General features: G+C 60.9%; 19 protein-coding genes. 8 read left to right on the top strand and 11 right to left on the bottom strand.

What is annotated here, in order from left to right; translation table 11 throughout:
• Position 1 precedes the first annotated feature (1 nt).
• Genes GOB83_RS01820 through GOB83_RS01795 form a run of 6 tightly spaced genes read right to left on the bottom strand, consistent with a single transcriptional unit; the run spans position 2 to position 4,527 of the window.
• The gene (locus GOB83_RS01820; protein WP_095348990.1) at positions 2-475 is read right to left on the bottom strand and encodes a cytochrome c-type biogenesis protein; all 474 of its coding nucleotides are present in this window, start codon (positions 473-475) and stop codon (positions 2-4) included.
• Positions 472-1,047, bottom strand: a complete 576-nt coding sequence (locus GOB83_RS01815) for a DsbE family thiol:disulfide interchange protein (protein WP_165925051.1) — start codon at positions 1,045-1,047, stop codon at positions 472-474. The genes GOB83_RS01820 and GOB83_RS01815 overlap by 4 nt, the downstream gene beginning before the upstream one ends.
• The gene (locus GOB83_RS01810; RefSeq protein ID WP_165925050.1) at positions 1,044-3,029 is read right to left on the bottom strand and encodes a heme lyase CcmF/NrfE family subunit; all 1,986 of its coding nucleotides are present in this window, start codon (positions 3,027-3,029) and stop codon (positions 1,044-1,046) included. Before GOB83_RS01810 ends, GOB83_RS01815 begins: the two co-directional genes overlap by 4 nt.
• Positions 3,030-3,068: 39 nt before the next feature.
• A complete protein-coding gene (ccmE, locus tag GOB83_RS01805) occupies positions 3,069-3,599 on the bottom strand; it encodes a cytochrome c maturation protein CcmE (protein ID WP_095348988.1) in 531 nt (176 codons plus the stop codon).
• Entirely contained in the window at positions 3,596-3,757 is a 162-nt protein-coding gene (locus GOB83_RS01800; protein WP_143221875.1) for a heme exporter protein CcmD, read from the bottom strand. Before GOB83_RS01800 ends, ccmE begins: the two co-directional genes overlap by 4 nt.
• Entirely contained in the window at positions 3,754-4,527 is a 774-nt protein-coding gene (locus tag GOB83_RS01795; RefSeq protein WP_165925049.1) for a heme ABC transporter permease, read from the bottom strand. Before GOB83_RS01795 ends, GOB83_RS01800 begins: the two co-directional genes overlap by 4 nt.
• A 179-nt stretch (positions 4,528-4,706) precedes the next feature.
• Here GOB83_RS01795 and GOB83_RS01790 point away from each other — a divergent pair, with 179 nt between their 5' ends.
• Both GOB83_RS01790 and GOB83_RS01785 read left to right on the top strand, forming a co-directional pair.
• A complete protein-coding gene (locus GOB83_RS01790; protein WP_086645358.1) occupies positions 4,707-5,000 on the top strand; it encodes a YciI family protein in 294 nt (97 codons plus the stop codon).
• 1 nt (position 5,001) lies between these two features.
• A complete protein-coding gene (locus tag GOB83_RS01785; protein WP_165925048.1) occupies positions 5,002-5,421 on the top strand; it encodes an EVE domain-containing protein in 420 nt (139 codons plus the stop codon).
• A 91-nt stretch (positions 5,422-5,512) separates the two neighbouring features.
• Here the strand turns inward: GOB83_RS01785 and GOB83_RS01780 are convergent, their stop codons facing one another.
• Together GOB83_RS01780 and GOB83_RS01775 are read right to left on the bottom strand one after the other, a co-directional pair.
• A complete protein-coding gene (locus GOB83_RS01780) occupies positions 5,513-5,848 on the bottom strand; it encodes a TIGR01244 family sulfur transferase (RefSeq protein WP_086645360.1) in 336 nt (111 codons plus the stop codon).
• Between the two features lie 108 nt (positions 5,849-5,956).
• Positions 5,957-6,655, bottom strand: a complete 699-nt coding sequence (locus GOB83_RS01775) for a hypothetical protein (protein WP_233129031.1) — start codon at positions 6,653-6,655, stop codon at positions 5,957-5,959.
• A gap of 247 nt (positions 6,656-6,902) precedes the next feature.
• Between GOB83_RS01775 and GOB83_RS01770 the strand changes: the two genes are divergently transcribed.
• On the top strand, positions 6,903-7,727 hold the full coding sequence (locus GOB83_RS01770) for an EcsC family protein (RefSeq protein WP_095349167.1): 825 nt from the start codon (positions 6,903-6,905) through the stop codon (positions 7,725-7,727).
• A gap of 68 nt (positions 7,728-7,795) precedes the next feature.
• On the opposite strand, the gene GOB83_RS01765 is transcribed toward GOB83_RS01770, so the two are convergent.
• On the bottom strand, positions 7,796-7,966 hold the full coding sequence (locus tag GOB83_RS01765; RefSeq protein WP_158093022.1) for a hypothetical protein: 171 nt from the start codon (positions 7,964-7,966) through the stop codon (positions 7,796-7,798).
• Between the two features lie 28 nt (positions 7,967-7,994).
• Positions 7,995-8,981: a 2-hydroxyacid dehydrogenase gene (locus GOB83_RS01760; RefSeq protein ID WP_194301262.1), complete on the bottom strand. Its 987-nt coding sequence runs from the start codon at positions 8,979-8,981 to the stop codon at positions 7,995-7,997.
• A gap of 167 nt (positions 8,982-9,148) precedes the next feature.
• On the opposite strand from GOB83_RS01760, the gene aat reads away from it, so the two are divergent.
• From aat to GOB83_RS01740, 4 genes are all read left to right on the top strand, one after another.
• Positions 9,149-9,790 (top strand): leucyl/phenylalanyl-tRNA--protein transferase, encoded by a 642-nt coding sequence (gene aat / locus GOB83_RS01755; RefSeq protein WP_165925046.1) that lies wholly within the window; start codon positions 9,149-9,151, stop codon positions 9,788-9,790.
• Between the two features lie 80 nt (positions 9,791-9,870).
• Positions 9,871-10,653 carry a DUF4412 domain-containing protein gene (locus tag GOB83_RS01750; protein ID WP_244896340.1) on the top strand — a complete coding sequence of 261 codons (783 nt, stop codon included), beginning with the start codon at positions 9,871-9,873 and terminating at the stop codon, positions 10,651-10,653.
• 17 nt (positions 10,654-10,670) lie between these two features.
• Entirely contained in the window at positions 10,671-11,312 is a 642-nt protein-coding gene (locus tag GOB83_RS01745; protein WP_095349165.1) for an invasion associated locus B family protein, read from the top strand.
• 47 nt (positions 11,313-11,359) lie between these two features.
• The gene (locus GOB83_RS01740; protein WP_165925045.1) at positions 11,360-11,971 is read left to right on the top strand and encodes a hypothetical protein; all 612 of its coding nucleotides are present in this window, start codon (positions 11,360-11,362) and stop codon (positions 11,969-11,971) included.
• A gap of 62 nt (positions 11,972-12,033) precedes the next feature.
• Here GOB83_RS01740 and GOB83_RS01735 read toward each other — a convergent pair whose 3' ends face one another.
• Positions 12,034-15,297, bottom strand: a complete 3,264-nt coding sequence (locus tag GOB83_RS01735; protein WP_165925044.1) for an AsmA-like C-terminal region-containing protein — start codon at positions 15,295-15,297, stop codon at positions 12,034-12,036.
• A 38-nt stretch (positions 15,298-15,335) separates the two neighbouring features.
• On the opposite strand from GOB83_RS01735, the gene GOB83_RS01730 reads away from it, so the two are divergent.
• Entirely contained in the window at positions 15,336-18,446 is a 3,111-nt protein-coding gene (locus tag GOB83_RS01730) for a bifunctional [glutamine synthetase] adenylyltransferase/[glutamine synthetase]-adenylyl-L-tyrosine phosphorylase (RefSeq protein ID WP_165925198.1), read from the top strand.
• Positions 18,447-18,462 lie beyond the last annotated feature (16 nt).

Raw genomic sequence — 18,462 nt, 5'->3', positions numbered from 1 at the left:
CTCAGTCCTTTGTCAGTCTGGCCAGACGGGCCTTTTCATCTTCGGTCAGGGGGGGCGGCGGTGGCGCTGCGGCCCTGCGGCGGTAGAACAGAAAAGCCGTACCAATCCCCATAAGCAGAGCCAGCACCGGCATGGCCCAGAGCAGGAGCGTTCCCAGCGAAAAAGCAGGTTTCAGGCGGATGAAGTTGCCATAACGGCTCACCATCCAGTCCATGACCTGCTGGTTGTTCTCGCCCTTGGCGACATGCTCGCGCACAACGCGGCGCAGGTCACGCGCCAGACCGGCGCTGCTGTCTTCTATTGATTCGTTCTGGCACACTAGGCAGCGCAGTTGTGCACCAATGGCCTGAGCGCGGGCCTCCTGCTGCGGGTTGGGCAGCATTTCGGACGGGTCATCCACCGCCAGTACCAGCACCGGTGTTGCCATAAGGAGCAGGCCTGCCACAAGGGCGGCCAGTTTGCGGCGTATGGTCATGGTGTTTGCAGCCTTTGCACCAGTGGCAGCAGGAACTTGTTAATGGTCTCATCCGTAAGGGGGGCTGCTGTGTGCCAGCGGATAATCCCCCCCGGCCCTACCAGAAAAGTCTCTGGCACGCCGGAAATACCCCATTCAATCCCGGCCCGGCCGGTATGGTCATCCCCCAGACGGGTAAAAGGGTTGCCGGAATGGTGCAAAAAGCTGGCAGCGTTGTCGGGCTTGTCCTTGTAGGCAATGCCCCACATGGTCAGCTTGTCTTTGAGGGTCATAAGGGTTGGCATTTCCGCAAGGCAGGGAATGCACCATGACGCAAAAAAATTGACCAGCACCGGCTTGGTAAGCTGTTGCAGATCCTGCGTTGTAAACCCTTCTGCCGGGGGGAGCGGGGCCAGCGTAAAGTCTGGCACTGGCCGGTCCAGCACGGGGGCGTTGATGTCATGCGGGTTGAAGGAGCCGTGCTGCATGCCATCCAGCATTTTCCAGAAGGCAACACCAGCAACACCGGCCCCGGCCAGCGGCAGGGCCATAAGCAGGCGGCGGCGGGTCAGGTTATCCGAAGGTGTGGTCATGCTACGCTCGTGCTTGCAGGGGTGGATTTGGCCCGCTGTGGTGCGCCTACGCGCATACGCCGGTCAGAAAGAGAGAGTGCTCCCCCAAACGCCATGATCAGCGCACCCAGCCACATCCATGGTGCCAGCGGGTTGTAGTGCAGACGCAGCACATAGGTCGGGCTGCTGTCCGGGCCGTGCTTGTCGCCCAGAACGCCGTACAGGTCCGCCAGCATGTTAGTGTGGATGGCAACATCCGTTGTGGTCTGGTTCTGGCTGTTAAAGCTGCGCTTGGATGGGTGCATGACCGTAACCAGCCTGCCATTGTGGCGGACTTCCAGCGTGGCGACCATGGCCGTGTAGTTGGGGCCGGGTTCCTGTTCCACGGCCTTGAGTGTCCAGTCATACCCGGCCAGCTGTTCGGTAGTACCAATAGGCACTTCCACAATCTTGTGCTGTGCCTGAGACATGGCGGCAAGGCCCAGCACGGTAATGCCTACGCCGGCATGGGCAATGGCCGTGCCAATAATGGCGCGGGGCAGCATGCGTGCCCGCTGGAGGGATGTGGCAACAGGCACACGGAACAGTTTTGTGCGCTCTGCCAGATCGGTCACACTGGCTGCAATAACCCACAATGCCGCAGCAGCGCACAGAATGGCCAGCACGCCAGACAGTTCAAACACGGCAACCGCGCAGGCCAGTGCCGCCACAATGGCGGCAAGCCACAGCTTTTGCAGCACAGGCCAGAGCTGTGCGCGCTTCCACGGCAGCATGGGGCCAAAGCCCATGAAAATGAACAGCGGCAGCGCCAGCGGAATGGTCGTTGCATCAAAAAACGGTTTGCCAACCGAAATGGTGCGGTCAAACAATAGGGACATGAAGGGGGGATACATGGTCCCCGTCAGCACCACCGCGCACAGGGAGCACAGCAGAATGTTGTTGAGCACCAGTGCCCCCTCGCGGGAGATGGGGGCAAACAGCCCGCCTGCGGTCAGGGTTGGGGCGCGGTAGGCGAACAGGGCAAGCGAGCCACCAATAACAACGCCCAGCAGGCCCAGAATAAACACCCCGCGAGCCGGGTCGTTTGCAAAGGCATGCACGGAGTTGAGAATGCCCGAACGCACCAGAAACGTGCCCGACAGCGAGAACGAGAAGGTGGCAATGGCCAGCAGTACGGTCCAGATTTTAAGGGCTTCGCGCTTTTCCACCACAATGGCGGAATGGATCAGTGCGGTGCCCGTCAGCCACGGAATGAGCGAGGCGTTTTCCACCGGATCCCAGAACCAGTAGCCGCCCCAGCCCAGCACATAATAGGACCACCAGGACCCCATGGCGATGCCGCAGGTCAAAAAGCACCATGCGGCCACAGCCCACGGCCGTACCCACCGGCCCCATGCTGCATCAACCCGGCCTTCAATCAGCGCGGCAATGGCAAAGGCAAAAGGTACGGCGAAGCCTACGTAACCCGTGTACAGAATGGGGGGGTGGAAGGCCAGACCGGGGTCCTGTAGCAGGGGGTTCATGCCTTGGCCGTCCATGGGGGCGGGCCAGATGCGGGCAAATGGGTCCGATGTGGTCAGGCAGAACAGCTCAAACCCCGTGGCCACAAGGCCCAGCACGGCAATAACGCGCGCACGCAGGGCGGAGGGCAGGTTGCGCCCAAAGGCCGCCACCGCGGCCCCACACAGGCCCAGAATAAGCGCCCAAAGCAGAATGGAGCCTTCGTGGTTCCCCCATACGCCGGTTATTTTGTAGAGCAGAGGTTTGGAAACCGCGCTGTTTTCCGCAATGTTCTGGACCGAAAAATCGTCCGTAACCGCTGCGTAAATCAGGCTGAGGAAGGAGACGCCAAGGGCGATCATCTGCCCGATGGCAAGGCCGGGAGCCAGCGCCATAAGCCGCGCATCGCGCCGGGATGCGCCAATAAGGGGAATAATACCCTGCACGGCAGCCAGCACACAGGCCAGCGCAAGGGCGTAATGTCCAAGTTCGGGGCTTAACATATCTGGGGGGAGGCTCCCGTCTTCTTTAAGTCAGGCTGTTCAGTTTGCCGCGGCGGGGGCGGAAAGGCTCTTGCTTGCGTCCTGCACGGTCATGTTGTTCCAGCTTGCAGCACTGGGGGGCGGGCCAAAGCGGGGGTCCCATTTGCCGGATTTTTTAAGGGCTTCGGCCACTTCCTTGGGCATGTAGGTCTCATCATGCTTGGCCAGAACCTCGCTCGCCACAAATCCGTGTGGCGGCTTGACTGTGCCAATGGCAACAACACTTTGCCCTTCGCGGAACAGGTCGGGCAAAATCCCTTCATACTGTACGGTCACGGCGGCCTGGCCATCGGTTACGGCAAAGGTGGCAACGGGGGTTTCACCGTGTTTTTCACGCTTGACCGAGCCTGCAACAACCATGCCGCCCAGCTTGACCGTGCGATCCGCTGGCGGGGGTGAGGCTTCGACCTGCGAGGGGGTGACAAAGAAAACAATGTCGGAAGAAAAAGCCCGCAGGATCAGGGCGGCCGCGGTGCCAAGGCAGGCAACACAGGCAAGGACAAGCCAGAGGCGACGGGTCTTGCGGGTCATGGAGTAAGGGGTGTTCCTGCGTTGCGGTTATGGGTCTGCTCCAGTGCTGCCAGTCTGGCCCGGTCGCGTTTAAGCCGGAGTGCCGCACCAAGGGAGAGAACAAGCGCCATAATGGCGGCCAGCCCGTAGCTGGCCACAATATAGGGGAGGTGGGTCATGCCGCTCCTCCACCCCGGCGGGGGGAGGACAGCAGGGCGCGAATGCGGCTTTCCATCACGGCGGCACGGGTGCGGGCCACCACAATGGCCGCAAAACCCAGCGAGAACCCGATGGTGGAAAGAGCAAGCGGCCACAGCATGGAGGATGACATGGTCGGTGCACCGGTCAAGGTAATGCTGTCGGGCTGGTGCAGGGTGTTCCACCATTGCACGCTGAACTTGATAATCGGCAGGTCCACAGCCCCGGCCAGCGCCAGAATGGCGGCAGCACGGTAGCCGCGCTGCGGGTCATCAAACGCGCGGATCAGGGCGATATGCCCGAGGTAGAGAAAAAACAGGACCAGCACGGAGGTCAGGCGCGCATCCCACACCCACCATGTGCCCCACATGGGTTTGCCCCAGATGGAGCCAGTGGCCAGGCACAGGGCGGTAATGCATGCCCCAACGGGGCCAATTTCCACCGCTGCCAGATCTGCCAGCGGGTGGCGCCACACGAGCGAGAGCAGGCCGCAGAAAGCAAGCCCGGCATACCCGCCCGATGCCAGCATGGCTGCGGGCACATGCACGTACATGATGCGCACGGAATCCCCCTGCTGCCAGTCGGCGGGGGAGTAGAACAACCCCCACCCAAGGCCCGCAAGGGTAAAGGCAATAGCCGGCCAGGTCAGCCATGGCTGGAGGCGTGCGCCCAGCTTGAGAAACCGGCCGGGGTTGGCGTAACGGTGGAAAAAACTGCCAGTACGCGCGACAAGGGTCGGTGAGGCGCTCAAAAGTTGGTCCGCTCCGTCTGTCTGGTTTATGGGCGAGGGGGATACCCTTGCCCGTGGGGGGCAATATGCCTCAAAGTGGGACTGCTGCCGTCTCCTTTATATCATTATAAGCGTTCTGACACGATGCAGTTCTTCATGGGCGACCATGCCCGTAAGACACAACAGAAGGAAAATGAGCCATGTTGTTTGCCATTATCTGTACGGATCGCCCCGGCTCGCTGGACCTGCGCATGGCCACCCGCGCCCAGCATCTGGCTTTTCTGGAGCTTAACAAGGCAGCCATCCAGTTTGGTGGCCCACAGCTTGATTCAGACGGCAAACCCTGCGGTAGCCTGATCCTGCTTGAAGCCGAGGACCGTGCCAGCGCAGAAGGCTTTGCCGCCGCCGACCCCTACGCCAAGGTAGACCTGTTTGAGAGCGTAATCGTGCGCCCGCTGCGCACGGTTTTCCGCGATGGGCAACTGGCGGAATAACATGGCATTCTGGCTGGTAAAGAGCGAGCCTGACGCGTTCAGCTGGGACGAGCAGGTTGCAAATCATGTAGAGCCATGGACCGGAGTTCGGAATCATCAGGCTAAAAAGAATCTTGCCGCCATGCAGGTGGGGGACAGGGCCTTTTTTTACCATTCCAACGTGCAACGCGCGATTGTGGGGGTGGTGGAAGTGGTGCGTGCCGCCTACCCGGACCCCACGGCCGAAAGTGGAGCCTGGGTGTGTGTGGATGTTCAGGCGGTAGGCCCCATGCCAGAGCCGGTCACGCTTGCGCGGATCAAGGTCGAGCCGGGGCTGGAGGAGCTGGCGCTGGTTCGTCAGTCCCGCCTGTCGGTCTGTCCGGTTTCGGCAGAACACTGGCAGGTTCTGTGCCAGATGGGAGGGTGGCAGGAACCGGGCTGAAACGGGCCTGTTTTCACCGCTATCAAATTATTGTGACAAAGGCCGCCCAACCGGGCGGCCTTTGTTATTTTGTACGTAGTGGCAGCAGGGGTTAGCCCTGTGTGGCCTGCATCCAAGCCTGTGCAGCGCGGTTGCCCGAGCGACAATAGGCAAAATACGGCCCCGGCAGCGTGTTCAGCACTTCCTGCGTTTCAATCACCACGTCAGAGGTGGGGGGCACGCCCGCAGCCATGGGGATGGCAATAAAGGTCAGCCCCGCCGCGCGTACGGCCTCGCCAATGGTTTCAGCCGTGGGCTGGCCTGCTTCTTCACCATCGGGGCGGTTGCAGATAACGGTTTTGAACCCGGCATCCTTGATTGCGGGAATATCGCTGGGGGTAATCTGGCCTGCTACGGCAAAGTCGGGGGCGATGGACTGGTACTTCATGGGGTCTGTTATCCTGTAAGCTAGGGGCCTGCTCCGTGCAGGATGAGGTTTTTGGGCCTCAATGCAAGGGCTGTGCCGGCATGGTGGGTATGGCGTGGGCCGCAAGGCCTAGCGGTGAATGAAATACATATCCGAATACAGGTTTTTCAGGGCTGCATGGTCTGCAAGGCAGTGGCGGATCAGCAGGGCGCGCAGGCCCACGGCTGCCTGCTGCATGGCAGGGTCGGTGCTGTTGACCTGCAGGGCAGGGTAGTGCGTCATGCAGGCCTTGAGCGTGGGGTTGTTCATATCCACACCGCTGCTGATCTTGGCCTTGAGTTCGTCATAATACTTCGAAACTTCGGTATCGGAGTTCCATTTGACCAGCGAGGTATCCACTTTGCCGTTGTGCATGAAGTAGGCCACGGTCATGAACCCGGTTTCGGGCGCATGGTCGCCAGCCTGTACGGTCATGCGGCAGGCCCGCTGGGAATAGGGCGGAAAGCTTACATCCGGGACTGCGGTCGAGGCCGTAACCTTGAGGTGAGGCAGGCTGCCCACTGGTGGGGCAGAGGCATCCTGCATGTCTGCATCTCCGCCCATGTGGGCTTTCTGCCATGCTTGTGCCAGAAGTGGGTAGTAACGGATGGACTGGCACAGGCTTGGGTCCGTGCGGGCATCTGCCAGAGCCATATCGTATGTTTTCTGTTCCGGTGTGGCGCATGCGGCCAGAGCCAGCACGGAAGCAGCACACCCCAGACGGCCCAGAAGACGGGCAGGACGGGAGGCGCTGGCACGGGAATGGAAAAGACGGAAAAGACCAGCCATGAGGAAAGCTCCTTAAAAGCGGCGCGGCGTTAAGCCAGATTCTTCATGCGTTGTGTAAGGGCTTAAAGCCACGCTTACAACGCTGTTTGCGTGGGCACAGGGGGCACGTTGTAACAGGTCATCTGTTTTTCATGCGATCAGCCTGTTATGATTGGCCACAATAAAGAGCATACGGCGCTCTGGCAGCGCCGATTGTCGCATTTGCTGTAAATGAGGCAGGTAGCAGACAGGAAAGGCACGTACGAGCATGAAGGAAACAGCAGGCAACGCCCTGACTCCGCTAGCCCTGAGCGGCCGCGACCTGGGCGAGTTGGAAACAGCCCTGATCGCGGTTGAATCCGGGCGTGGCGTTCTGGTGCGTCTGGCGGACCTTATGGGGGGTGCTGTTGGCCATGCCGCACGTCTGGGCATGCGTGGTCTGGGTATGGCCCCAAACATGGAACAGAAATTGCGCGGGCTGGCCGAAACCGCCATTACCCGTGCATTTGACGTAGCCGTACTGGGCATGAAAGGCCCGGCAGACACCGCGATGGAAGACTCGCGCTGGCGTACATCCAGCCTTCAGGCGGCTGTGGCTGTATCGGGGGCTGTTGGTGGTTTTGCCGGGCTGGCTGGTCTGGCACCCGATATCGGGTTTACGACCCTGACAATCATGCGTGAAATTGCCCGTATTGCCCGCGAGGAAGGCGAAGACATGAGCGACCCGGATGCCCGGCGCGCCTGTCTGGAAGTGTTCGCACTCAAGGCCTTTCCCAACCGGCGGAATGGGGAAGAGAGCGAACTGGGTTATTTTTCCGCCCGCGCAGTGCTGCGTGGCCGCCCGGTTGTGATGCTGATTGCCGAAGTGGCCTCGCATTACGGCTTAGCACTTGGGCAAAAAATTTCTGTCCAGCTTATGCCTGTGGCCGGGGCGCTGTGTGGTGCATCGCTGAATACAGCGTTTTTCAACCATTATCGGGCCCTTGCCCGTGCGCACTTTACCATCCGCAGGCTGGAGCGCGAGCACGGCCCCGTGGTGAGGGACACCGCCCTTGCCCTGCGTGACAACCTTGAAGGGCGCGAAAAGCTCTAACCCTGTGCCCAGAGCACCGGCAGTTACAAAAGCAGGGCCGCAACATGCGGCCCTGCTTTTTTATGGGGCTATTTTTTAGCCGGTACCCGCTGTTCGGAGTCTTCTATAAAGGTCGCGATTACAGCCATGGCCAGAAAGCTGATCCCCAGAACCTGTAACGTGCCCTGATAATGAAAAGCCGGGTACCAGAGCGCGGCACAAATACCCATAGCAAGAACGCAGAAGAGTCGCATGGTCATGGGGCTGTTTCTCCTTATCCCTGCCGTTTTATGCGCTCACGCCGGAAGGCAGAGGTTTGCCTTCCACCATGGCGCGGACATTATCAAGGGCAAGCATGCCCATGGCAGTCCGGGTTTCTACCGTAGCACTGCCGACATGGGGGGTCATGAACAGGTTGGGCAGGGCCAGCAGGGCCGGGTTCGGGTTGGGTTCATTCTGGAATACATCCAGCCCGGCGGCAAAAAGCTGGCCGGACCGCAGGGCGGCAATCAGTGCATCTTCATCAATCAGGGAGCCACGGGCAGCATTGACCAGCACACTCCCGCGCGGCAGCAACCCAAGTGTGCGGGCGTTTATCAGTGGGGGGGCTGTTGTGGAGCCGGGCATGTGCAGGCTTAGAATATCGCAGTGGGGCAGCATGTCCTCAAGTGTTTCAAAGTAGGTAGCCCCTGCTTCCTCCGCTGCGTCCAGCCGCCGCCGGTTGTGGTAGAGGATGGACATGTCAAACCCGCGGGCGCGCTTGGCAACGGCCTGCCCAATGCGGCCCATGCCCACAATGCCCAGCCGCTTGCCCGTAACGCGGTGGCCCAGCATTTCCCCCATGCCCAGTGCGTGGCCCCATCCGGCTTTCATGAGTGTGTAATACTCCGCAGCTCTGCGGCTGGCGGCCAGAATGAGCATGATCGCCAGATCGGCGTTGCAGTCGGTCAGCACATCGGGGGTGTTGGAGACGGCAATATTGCGTGCCAGCAAAGCGGGAACATCCAGATGGTCCAGCCCGACACTGACTGTTGCCACAAGTTTAACGCTTTCTGGCAGAGCCGCGACATCCGCCCCTTTAAGGGGGGCTGTATGCGTCACCAGCACGGCAAGGGGCTGGTAGGCGTGGGCCAGTTTCAGCATCTCGGCGGTGCTGAGTGCATGCTCGGGTGCGGGTGGGGCGTCAAACTCGGAGTGGATACGCTCTTCCACTGCGTCCAGCAGGCGGGTGGAGCGGATCAGGCGCGGGGGGTGAGAGGTCACAAAAATCTCCATGGTGCAGCATGGTGGGCCGGGCAGGGATGTGTTTATTCTGGTGGGCACGCTAGCATAATGCTGCGGGTGCATTATACCGCAAGCCACCCTATGCCTGATAACGAGTGCGGGAAAAGCCGGTTGCCCGGATGGGGGCGGTGGTGGAAAAACATGGGAGCATATCCGGCATGTCTGATGGTCTGACCCCTGAACTGATGCTGGGGGCCTACGCAGTTGGGCTGTTCCCCATGGCAGAGGGGGAGGATGACCCGACCTTAAGCTGGTATGACCCGGACCCGCGCGGCATTTTGCCGCTGGAGGGTTTTCATGTTCCCCGGCGTTTGCGCCGTACGGTTCTGTCCGGCCGCTTTGAGGTCAGCGTGGACCGGGATTTTCCTGCCGTCATGCGCGGGTGTGCGGCCCCTGCCGCGGGGCGGGAAAGCACATGGATCAACAGCCGCATTTACCAGTTGTTCTGTGCGCTCCACACCATGGGCTTTGGCCATAGTGTTGAATGTCGCATGGAAGGGGAACTGGTGGGTGGGCTGTATGGGGTTGCACTGGGAGGCGTGTTTTTTGGCGAGAGCATGTTCAGCCGGGTTACGGATGCTTCCAAGGTGGCTCTTGTCCATCTGGTTGCCCGTATGCGCCTGAACGGTTTTATTCTGCTGGATACACAGTTCGGCACGGAGCATCTGGCCCGTTTTGGTGGGGTGGAAATCCCTGCAACAGAGTACAAAGAACAGCTTGAGCGTGCCGTATGTATGCAGCCCTGCTGGTCCGATACGCTGGCACCCGATATGCTGGAAGCCGAAATACGCAGCATGTAACGCTGCTACAACCTTACAAGCTGGTTGCGGCAACCGCACGCCCAGAGAGTGCAGGCCGCAAAAAAATGGAGATGGATTTGGTGACAGACAGATTTTTACCGGCCTGCAAACGCAGCCTGCGTGTGCCCGGCCTGTGTGCCGTTGGCGTTTTGGCCATGTCTGCCATTGTTACTCCTCCCCTGCATGCCCAGCAGGCCACAGACCACCCGCGCCTGACACCGGGGCGCGATGCGGTGATCGACTATGTGTTTCAGCCCCGCCCAACCGAGCAGGACCTCAAAGCCGGAGCCAAAGCCGATACACCCGTGGCAAGCCGCCATGTGCAGGTGCTGTATTCGGGTGATGGTGGGCTGATGCGGATCAACTACATGACCAGCATGGAAGGGGACACCAGCCGTGGTGCGGTGATTATCAACCGTGCCGCGCAGGAGGTGCTGGTTATTATCAACGACCGTCGCATCTATACCCGGCTTGTGCAGCAGGAGGGCATACGCAACCCGTTCCTGCTCGACATGTCCATGCAGTTCACCAAAACCGGGAGCGATGTGGTGGCAGGCCAGCCCTGTACCACATGGCAGGCGGTTTCTGCGCAGGGCAAGGCATCAACCTGCGTTACGGATGACGGGTTCATACTCCAGCAGGATGGTGTGGACGTTGATGGGCTGAATGGCAGCCTGCGCGCCATGAAGGTGTCTTACGATATTGTGCCGGTCAGCGCCTTTGAACCGCCACAGGGCTTTTTGGAAGTCACACCCCATTCTCCCCATTCCGATGCAGCCCAGACCGAGCCCCCCGTAACAGGCGTTGGCCCCGCAACCAGCCTGCCCGCAACCAGCCCTAACCCTGAGGGAGAAAACCGGTAATGGTCACACGGTGCAGTATGGTGTCGCGTAGCGCATTTGCTGTTGCGGCTTTTGGGCTGGCTCTGGCGGGTATGCCTGCCTATGCGCAGCAGGCTGGTACAGCGCAGGATGCCGCGCCCGCGCAGGCCACCACGGCGGGTGATCCGCCAACGGAAGCCCCGGCCATTACCCCCTCCGTGGATGTGGATGTGGAGTACGAGCTTGCCTCCCCTCAGGGGGATGTCAGCACCCGCCAGCGTATGCGCTGGCAGGTTGCGACCCTGCGCCAGCGGCTGGACCCGGATAAATCCTCCGTGTTCATGATCACCTCATGGCGTGACAGAACTCTGAGTGTTGTGGACCTCGGGCGTAAAAAAGACAGCATCATGCCTGTGCCGGGCACACAGCAGCTTACTCCCCCCGGCCAACCCGCAATGGTCGGCTCCTATGCACGATTGGGGAGTTCCGTTGTGGCGGGTGAGCAGTGCACAATATGGCGCACGAAAGATACGGATGGCCACCCGACGGATGCCTGCTACACGGCAGACGGGTTGCTGCTTCAGGTCGCGCAGGGTGGGCAGATAACGGTGCGCGCACTCAGTGTGCAGCGTGTTGCGCAGCCCGATAGCCTGTTTGTCATACCCCCCGGTTTGCAGCAGGAGGCACCAGCACACCCATAGTGCACACCATGCGTGGCCATTGGTGATAAAGGCAGGAAAGGGATGGAATGCACAACGCAACCTATGGCCGCACCGCATTACTGTTTGCGCTATGCGCAGCCTTGGGGTGGACGCATGACGCAGCGCAGGCTCAGGCGGTGGATGGGCCAACCACGGTCTGCATAACGGAGCAGGCGGCCCAGCAGCCGCAAACGCTGGTTGTGGTGCCCTCCGGCACCGTGTTTGCAACGGATGATACCGCCCGGCCCGGCCCCGCCGGGCATACGCCGCAAGCGCAGGCACAAGCCCAGGCGGTTGTTACAACCGAAACCATTACCTTGACCCACATGCAGCCCTGCATGGCGGCGGATGCGTCCAGCGTTGTCTCCCACACCCGCCACTGGCTGCATGAAAAAGTCCGCCCCCATAGCGGGCAGGTGCTGCATGCGGTTGGCGAAGTCAGCGGCAATGGAGTGGATACCGGCATGGAGGATGAAGATACCTCCCTGCGCGATCTGGTGCATTCTGGCGCACTCAGTCTGTCCATCAACCGGACTGTGCAGGACCCCGTTTTTTTGCAGGAAAGCGATGCAGACCTGCCTGATACAGGGGACGGGGTGGATACATCTGCCTCGCGCGATGCGGCATCGGACCTGCCATCCCAAAGGCATGCACACTAGCTGGGCCATGCCACCAGAGCATTCCCCCGCACGGCATGTGCTGCGCGGGGGAATGCCGGGGGTTAGAACATCTCGCGCAGTGCCCCGGGCAGGAAAATGGAATAGGGGTTAATGTGCAGGGTCGGGTCTTCCAGATTACCCGTGATCCCGAAGGTTACAGCCAGCAGCCCCCCGTTTTTTTCCGGGCTGAACAGTCTGCCAATGCCCGGCAGTTTGCCCGGCAGGGTGTTCAGGGCAAAAATGGGAACCACGGTGCCATGCAGGTCTATGCTGTTGTGGTCGAGGTTGACCTTGCCCTCCAGCGTGGCCCCCAGCGCACCATTACCGGTTGTGCCATCATGGATTTCCAGCACGCCATCTTCAAACGTCACGGGCATATTGAAGTGCGTCACCAGAAAATCGTTGGCGTTCTGGGCATTGAGCCAGCCGTAGAGTGAAATATTGCGCGCGACCTGTAGGGAAGTAGGTGCTTTTTTTAGCGTGAACGGAGTAACGCTCAGCTTGCCGCTGAAAGGGGCGGCGGGTTCGGTATCATCAAACGTGCCATCCAGCACGGCCTGCCCACCCTTGACGTCGGGCAGAATGCCAAAAGCTGCCAGAAACGCCCCCATATCGGGAATATGGGCGTGCAGGGTGCGGTTGGCCCCTGTGGGGACCAGTGTCATGCTGGCTGGCACTGGTCCGCGCATGGTAAAGCGCATTTTTTCCAGCCGCAGGCCGTTATCTTCAAAATAGGCCTGTACGGTGCGCAGGGGCTGCTTGGTTTTGCTGTACCAGAGCTGGTTTGCCGTCAGGTCAATGGCCCAGGCCGTGCCGGGGGGGCCGTGCAGTTTGCCGGTTGCGGCTTCTGGCACATGGTAGTTGGCGGGCTTTCTGGTCTCGGGCGTGCTCGGTTCGTGCTCATCCCGGCTCATGAGCGGGGAGAGGTCGAGCGTGTCTGCATAAACGCCAACATGGACCATGTTACCGGACTGGTTCTGGGGCAGTACCAGTTTGGCGTGGCCATTGGAACGCGCGATCCTGAAGGACGAAATAATCAGTTCCGGCGCATGGCCGGGCCGTATTTGCGCCTTGCCGATTACGTTCATATCCGGACCAGATGCCTGCAGGTGGTCCACATTGGTAATCTGCCCCCGGTCCAGATCCAGCGTGGCGGAGGCATGTGCAGCCTGCCCCGCTGTTTTGTGCCACATGGGAATGCGAATATCAGCGCGCCCAAGGTCCAGATCAAGGCCAACAGTGCCTATGTGGCTGGCCAGTTGCTGGTAATCCACGGCAAGGTCCGCGCTGCCAGCAAAGTGGTCCCCCGTGGCAATGCCTGCCGCCAGAGCCGTGTCGGGCGTTATGCGCGAGGTCAGATGGGCTTTTTCCGCTACCGCATCTGGCGGAAGGGAGCGGAAGTCCATGTCGTATGTCAGGTCGGAGGGCAGGCCGCCAATAACCCCGTGCCCGGCAAGGGCAAGCCCGTCCGTGGTCACGTCCAGCCCAAAACGGGCGTTGGCTACATCGCGCCCGGCAACAACATTGCCAATGGAAGCATGCGTGACATCGGCATGGCTCTGGATGGTCATGTCGTTAATGGTTACGCGGCTGATCAGCGGCAGGCTCAGGCCCAGATGCAGGTTGGCCGTACCGCGCGGGCGGGTCAGGCTGAGCGGATGGCGTGAGAGCAGGTGCAGCCGTGGTTCGGCCAGCAGGGCAATCACATCCTGCAAAGGGCCGTGCAGGTCGGTTTCTATAATGCCGGTCTGGTCTTTTTTGGTCAGGCCCACAATGTCCATGCTGCCCGGTCCGGCTTCAATCCGGCCTGTGCCGTTCTGGCCCACGTTTTTGCCGGTCCGGTCCACAAGCTGGTAGCCGTGGTCAAAGTGAATGCTCAGCTTGTCCGGGCTTACAATATCCAGCCGGGCATCCAGCCCTTGCAAGGGCGTAATGGGGCGCAGCCAGTGAACGGTCAGGCCCGTTGCATCAATGCCCCCCTGTATGCCGGTCAGCTTCAGGCCGTTCCAGCCCTGGCTGCTGCCCAGTTCGGCTGTGGTCACAAGGTTGGTGGCCGTGCCGGTGGTTATGTTCTCGGTCACCCATTTTTTGCCACCCTTGGCAGCAAGGCTGGGCCAGTAATAGGTCAGATCCTCAAACGAGACATGGGGAATGGTTGCACTCAGTCTGGCCTCTATGCCTTTGGGCTGCATCAGGTCCGATGTGTTGAGGAAGCCACTCAGGTTCACGCTCAAGGCGCGTGCGGCATCATCTGGTGCACTGGGGTTGCGCAAGAGCAGATGCACGGAGGGCAGGGTAATCTGGGCGGGTACGGACTGCGCCTTGGTCTGGTTGAGCAGCACAAACATGCCTGCCGTACCGTGGTCCACCTCATAGCGTGTGCCGCCTGCCTCCACATGGCCGGCGCCTATGGCGGTTGTCAGTTCCAGCGCATTGGGCACCATCCACGGCGTTTTTGGCGCAGAGGTAAAATACGTATCTGCCGTAAGGCTTATGGGCAGGTCTATCTTGGCCAGTTCGGGGCGGAGGGGGGCAAATGTAGCGGGGTTGAGCGTGTTTGTGCTCAGGTGCCATGCAATCTGTCTGCCATTGTCGGCCGGTGCACCATGTGCGTTCAGGACCAGTCTGGTACCGGGGTCGCCTTGCGGCGCTATGCTCAGTTTGACAGCCCCGGTAACCCCTGTGGCGTGCCCTATGGTATGCAGGCGCAGGTCCACACCAATATCGGATGCCAGCCAGTGCGTGCCGGTGAGCTGGTCATCCATGCTTATGGTGGCATCTTCTATACGTGCGTGTTCCAGCCCGTAGGTTTCCAGCGTGTTATCCTGATGGGAGGATGGGGTAGAGGGCAGATCGAGGTCAAATTCCACGCTGCCGTTATGGGCGCGGCGCAGGGCAAGGCGCACCCCTTTGATGTTGATGGTGCGCAGCCTTATGCTGCCGTGCAACAAGGCCAGCGGGTCCAGCGTGACGTCTGCTTCGCGCACGGTATTCGGGTGGGCGTTGCCGGGTGCAATAAAGCTCAGGTCCTCAAGCACAACGGTTATGGGCACACCCATGCCTTCACGCAGGCCATTCCAGCGGAGTTCGGCATGGCCCAGACGCAGGCTGACTGCTGGCGGGTGCGCACGTTCCCCCTTGATAATTGTGATGGGCAGAAAAGGCCGCACCACTGGCGTAATATCAAGCGGGCCAAATGCCATGGCACCCAGCAACGCCCCGAGCCCCACAAAGGGGGAGGCCACCAGAACGCATGCGCCAATCGCCAGCGCACGCGGAATTTTTGTTCTTGCGGGGGGGGAGGTGTCTTGACCGTTGGAAGTCAACGCAGCAAGCCTTTATGGTTCACAGTACGGGCCATATCATGACGCAGGCAGATCATTCTCTCTTCCGTGACGTAAGACAGACCCGCAGGCAAGGCCCGCGGAGCTGGCCGGATGCAGATTGGCCCGCTCCGGCGGACGGGCACAGGGCCACAGTGTTTGTTGAGGACATGCTGGAACTGGCCAGCCAGAACGGTGTTGCGGCATCGGTCATGGCGCTGCCCGGCGCGCGTGAGCTGATGCTGTGCCTTGGCGGGAACAGCCCGTACCTGTCCGATCTGGCGCGGGAGGATATTCAGGCTTTTGCAGCGCTGCTGGACAAGGGGCCGGATAGCTGTGTGCTCGATGCGTTTGCAACATGCGCACAGTTTGACGCCACATCGGGGCGAGAGTATGTCGCCGCGTTCCTTCGTCATGCCAAAAAGCGTATAGCTTTTATTTGCGCTATTGCAGACCTTGGTGGTGCATGGTCGCTGGAGGAAGTCACGCATACGCTCAGCCGGCTGGCTGAAACCGCGTTGGAAATCGCGCTCAAACATATGCTGTGGCATGCCAGTCAGGCCGGGCAGCTTGACCTGCCAGACCCCGAAAACCCCACTTCGGGCTGTGGGCTTGTGGTACTGGCCATGGGCAAGCTGGGCGCGCGTGAACTGAATTTTTCATCCGACATCGACCTGATAGTGTTGTACGACCCCACAACGTATTCTCAGTCAGACGCGGTGCGACGTGTATTTGTGCGTATGACTAACGATCTTGTTAGTCTGATGGAAGCGCGCGATGCGAATGGCTACGTTTTTCGTACCGATTTGCGGCTCAGGCCAGACCCATCCTCTACTCCACCGGCTGTAACCGTACAGGCTGCCACGCTGTATTACGAGAGCCTGGGCCAGACATGGGAGCGCGCAGCCATGATCAAGGCACGCGCAGTGGCGGGCGACCTTACGCTGGGGCGGCGCTTTCTGGCGGCTATCAGGCCATTTATCTGGCGCAAGCACCTAGATTTTGCCCTGATTGATGACATCCATGACATGAAGGCCCGCATAGACCGTTACCGCAAGGCAGGGCGGACGGATCTGGCGCAACTCCCCGATTCTGTTCTGGCGGACCCCGCTGCCAGCCGGGCGTGGCTTCTGGGCCATAACCTCAAGCTGGGGCAGGGCGGCATACGCGAAATTGAATTTATTGCGCAGGCCATGCAGTTGGTCTGGGGGGGGCGCGAGCCCGGACTGCGGGACAAAACCACATTTGGCGCGCTTAAAAAACTGGTGGGTTCGGGCAGACTGCCCCGGACCGAGGCCGAAGTGCTGGCCCGTACCTACCGCTTTTTGCGCGATGCGGAACATCGCCTGCAAATGCGCGCCGACCACCAGACCCACAGCCTGCCAGAGACGGTGGAAGGGTTTGATGCCTTCGCCATTTTCATGAACTACCCCGATGGGGAGGCTCTGGCGCTGGACATGCTCCCGCGTATGCGTGAGGCAAGGCGGATTTTTGAGCGTCACTTTATTATCCAGCCTGCGCAGAACGGTATGGAAGCAGGCAGTGTGCTCATGCCCGGCCCAGAAGAAGGGCAGGTGGCGGAACTGCTGGAAAAATATGGTTTTCCTCAATCCCAGCTGGTGGAAGCGGCGCAGGTTCTGGGCCGGTGGAGTGGCAATGGCCTGCGTGCCCTGCGCTCGGAGCGGGCACATGCCCTGCTGCGTGCGCTGCTCCCCGCCCTGCTGGCCAATTTTGGCCAGCGAGGCAACCCGCTGGCCTGCCTGCGCAGGTTTGATGCCCTGCTGGCGCGCCAGCACGCCGGGGTGCAACTGCTCTCGCTTTTTGAGCGTAATCCGGAGCTGATCAACCGCATTGCCAGCATTTTTGATGCTTCGGCCTTTCTGGCTGACCATCTGGCGGACAAGCCCTCTGCGCTGGAAGGGCTGCTGGCCCCCGAACCGGAGGAAGGGCGCAACGTGGTGGCGCGCCTGAAAACACTGGCAGGGGAAGTTGCCGATGTGGAGGAACTGCTGACCACCCTGCGCCCGTTGCTGCGGGGCGAGGAGTTCCGCCTGTCCGTTGCGCTGCTGGAAGGGCGGATGAGCGAGGACGACGCCGAGCGCGAACGTACCCTGCTGGCCGATACGATCATGACCGTGATCAAACAGGCTGTGGAGCGTGACCATGTGCGCCGCTATGGCCGTGTGCCCGGTGGGGGCATGGCGGTTATAGCCATGGGCAAGGCTGGCTCGCGGGAGATGATGCCCGGCTCCGACCTTGACCTGTTGATGGTGTTTGACCACCCGGAGGAGATTCAGACCAGCCAGGTCGCGGCCAAAAGCCGCAATGCCGGGCAGGAACTGGCCTTCTCCCGCCCCCGGAGTGTTGCTGTGGGGCAGTATTATACCCGTCTGGCCCACGCCTTTATTGCGGCACTGACCGCACCGGGGCCGGAAGGACCGCTTTATGCAGTGGATATGCGCCTGCGCCCATCGGGTGCTGCGGGGCCGGTTGCTGTCCCGCGCACGGCGTTCCTGCGCTACCATACGGAAGCCGCGTGGACATGGGAATGTATGGCCCTGACGCGTGCACGCATCGTGGCGGCCCCGCAAGCTCTGCGGCGCGCGTTAACGCAGGATCTGGAGCGGGTGCTGGATGGCAGTATTCGCGCCATCCCCCCTAAACGCGCCTCCTTGCTGGAGGATGCCCGCACCATGCGTGAACGTCTGGCCCGTGACCTGCCCGCCAGTTCCATATGGGACATCAAGCGCCGGGCTGGGGGACTTATGGAAGTGGAGTTCATTGCGCAGATTTTTCAGCTTGTTGCAGCCGACCCCATGGCCCGTAGCCCGGCCACCCGGCTGGCGCTGGGGCGGCTTGAACGGTGCGGGGTGCTGAGTGCGGCAGATGCAAAACTGCTCAGGCAGGCGGATTTTTTCTGGCGGCGTTTGCAGGCCCTGCTGCGTTTGCTGTGTGGCCCCGTACCCCCACGGGAGCTGGAAACGGATATGGTGCCCGCAGCCCTGAATATTCTGCTCAGGAACATGAAGGCCCGCACCCTGCCCGAGCTAATGGAGCGGACCAACCTGCTGGCGCGCGATGTGCGGAACTGTTTTGAAAGGCTGGTCGGCCCCGTTGCCTCCATGGCACCAGCTGAACGGCCAGAGGACTAAAGGCGGGTTATCCCAG

Origin of the sequence: Acetobacter fabarum (assembly GCF_011516925.1) — a bacterium.
GTDB classification, from domain to species: Bacteria; Pseudomonadota; Alphaproteobacteria; order Acetobacterales; family Acetobacteraceae; genus Acetobacter; species Acetobacter fabarum.
Note: the sequence above shows the minus strand (reverse complement) of the source record. Positions and strands in the feature narration are given on the sequence as shown.

Excerpts from the sequence above, each read along its gene's own strand:
- GOB83_RS01780 (WP_086645360.1), bottom strand. The coding sequence starts at position 5,848 with ATGAAGTACCAGTCCATCGCCCCCGACTTTGCCGTAGCAGGCCAGATT.
- GOB83_RS01740 (WP_165925045.1), top strand. The coding sequence starts at position 11,360 with ATGCACAACGCAACCTATGGCCGCACCGCATTACTGTTTGCGCTATGC.
- GOB83_RS01785 (WP_165925048.1), top strand. The coding sequence starts at position 5,002 with ATGGCATTCTGGCTGGTAAAGAGCGAGCCTGACGCGTTCAGCTGGGAC.
- ccmE (WP_095348988.1), bottom strand. The coding sequence starts at position 3,599 with ATGACCCGCAAGACCCGTCGCCTCTGGCTTGTCCTTGCCTGTGTTGCC.
- GOB83_RS01800 (WP_143221875.1), bottom strand. The coding sequence starts at position 3,757 with ATGACCCACCTCCCCTATATTGTGGCCAGCTACGGGCTGGCCGCCATT.
- GOB83_RS01820 (WP_095348990.1), bottom strand. The coding sequence starts at position 475 with ATGACCATACGCCGCAAACTGGCCGCCCTTGTGGCAGGCCTGCTCCTT.
- GOB83_RS01760 (WP_194301262.1), bottom strand. The coding sequence starts at position 8,981 with ATGGAGATTTTTGTGACCTCTCACCCCCCGCGCCTGATCCGCTCCACC.
- GOB83_RS01775 (WP_233129031.1), bottom strand. The coding sequence starts at position 6,655 with ATGGCTGGTCTTTTCCGTCTTTTCCATTCCCGTGCCAGCGCCTCCCGT.
- aat (WP_165925046.1), top strand. The coding sequence starts at position 9,149 with ATGTCTGATGGTCTGACCCCTGAACTGATGCTGGGGGCCTACGCAGTT.
- GOB83_RS01765 (WP_158093022.1), bottom strand. The coding sequence starts at position 7,966 with ATGACCATGCGACTCTTCTGCGTTCTTGCTATGGGTATTTGTGCCGCG.
- GOB83_RS01815 (WP_165925051.1), bottom strand. The coding sequence starts at position 1,047 with ATGACCACACCTTCGGATAACCTGACCCGCCGCCGCCTGCTTATGGCC.
- GOB83_RS01730 (WP_165925198.1), top strand. The coding sequence starts at position 15,336 with ATGACGCAGGCAGATCATTCTCTCTTCCGTGACGTAAGACAGACCCGC.
- GOB83_RS01745 (WP_095349165.1), top strand. The coding sequence starts at position 10,671 with ATGGTGTCGCGTAGCGCATTTGCTGTTGCGGCTTTTGGGCTGGCTCTG.
- GOB83_RS01790 (WP_086645358.1), top strand. The coding sequence starts at position 4,707 with ATGTTGTTTGCCATTATCTGTACGGATCGCCCCGGCTCGCTGGACCTG.
- GOB83_RS01810 (WP_165925050.1), bottom strand. The coding sequence starts at position 3,029 with ATGTTAAGCCCCGAACTTGGACATTACGCCCTTGCGCTGGCCTGTGTG.
- GOB83_RS01770 (WP_095349167.1), top strand. The coding sequence starts at position 6,903 with ATGAAGGAAACAGCAGGCAACGCCCTGACTCCGCTAGCCCTGAGCGGC.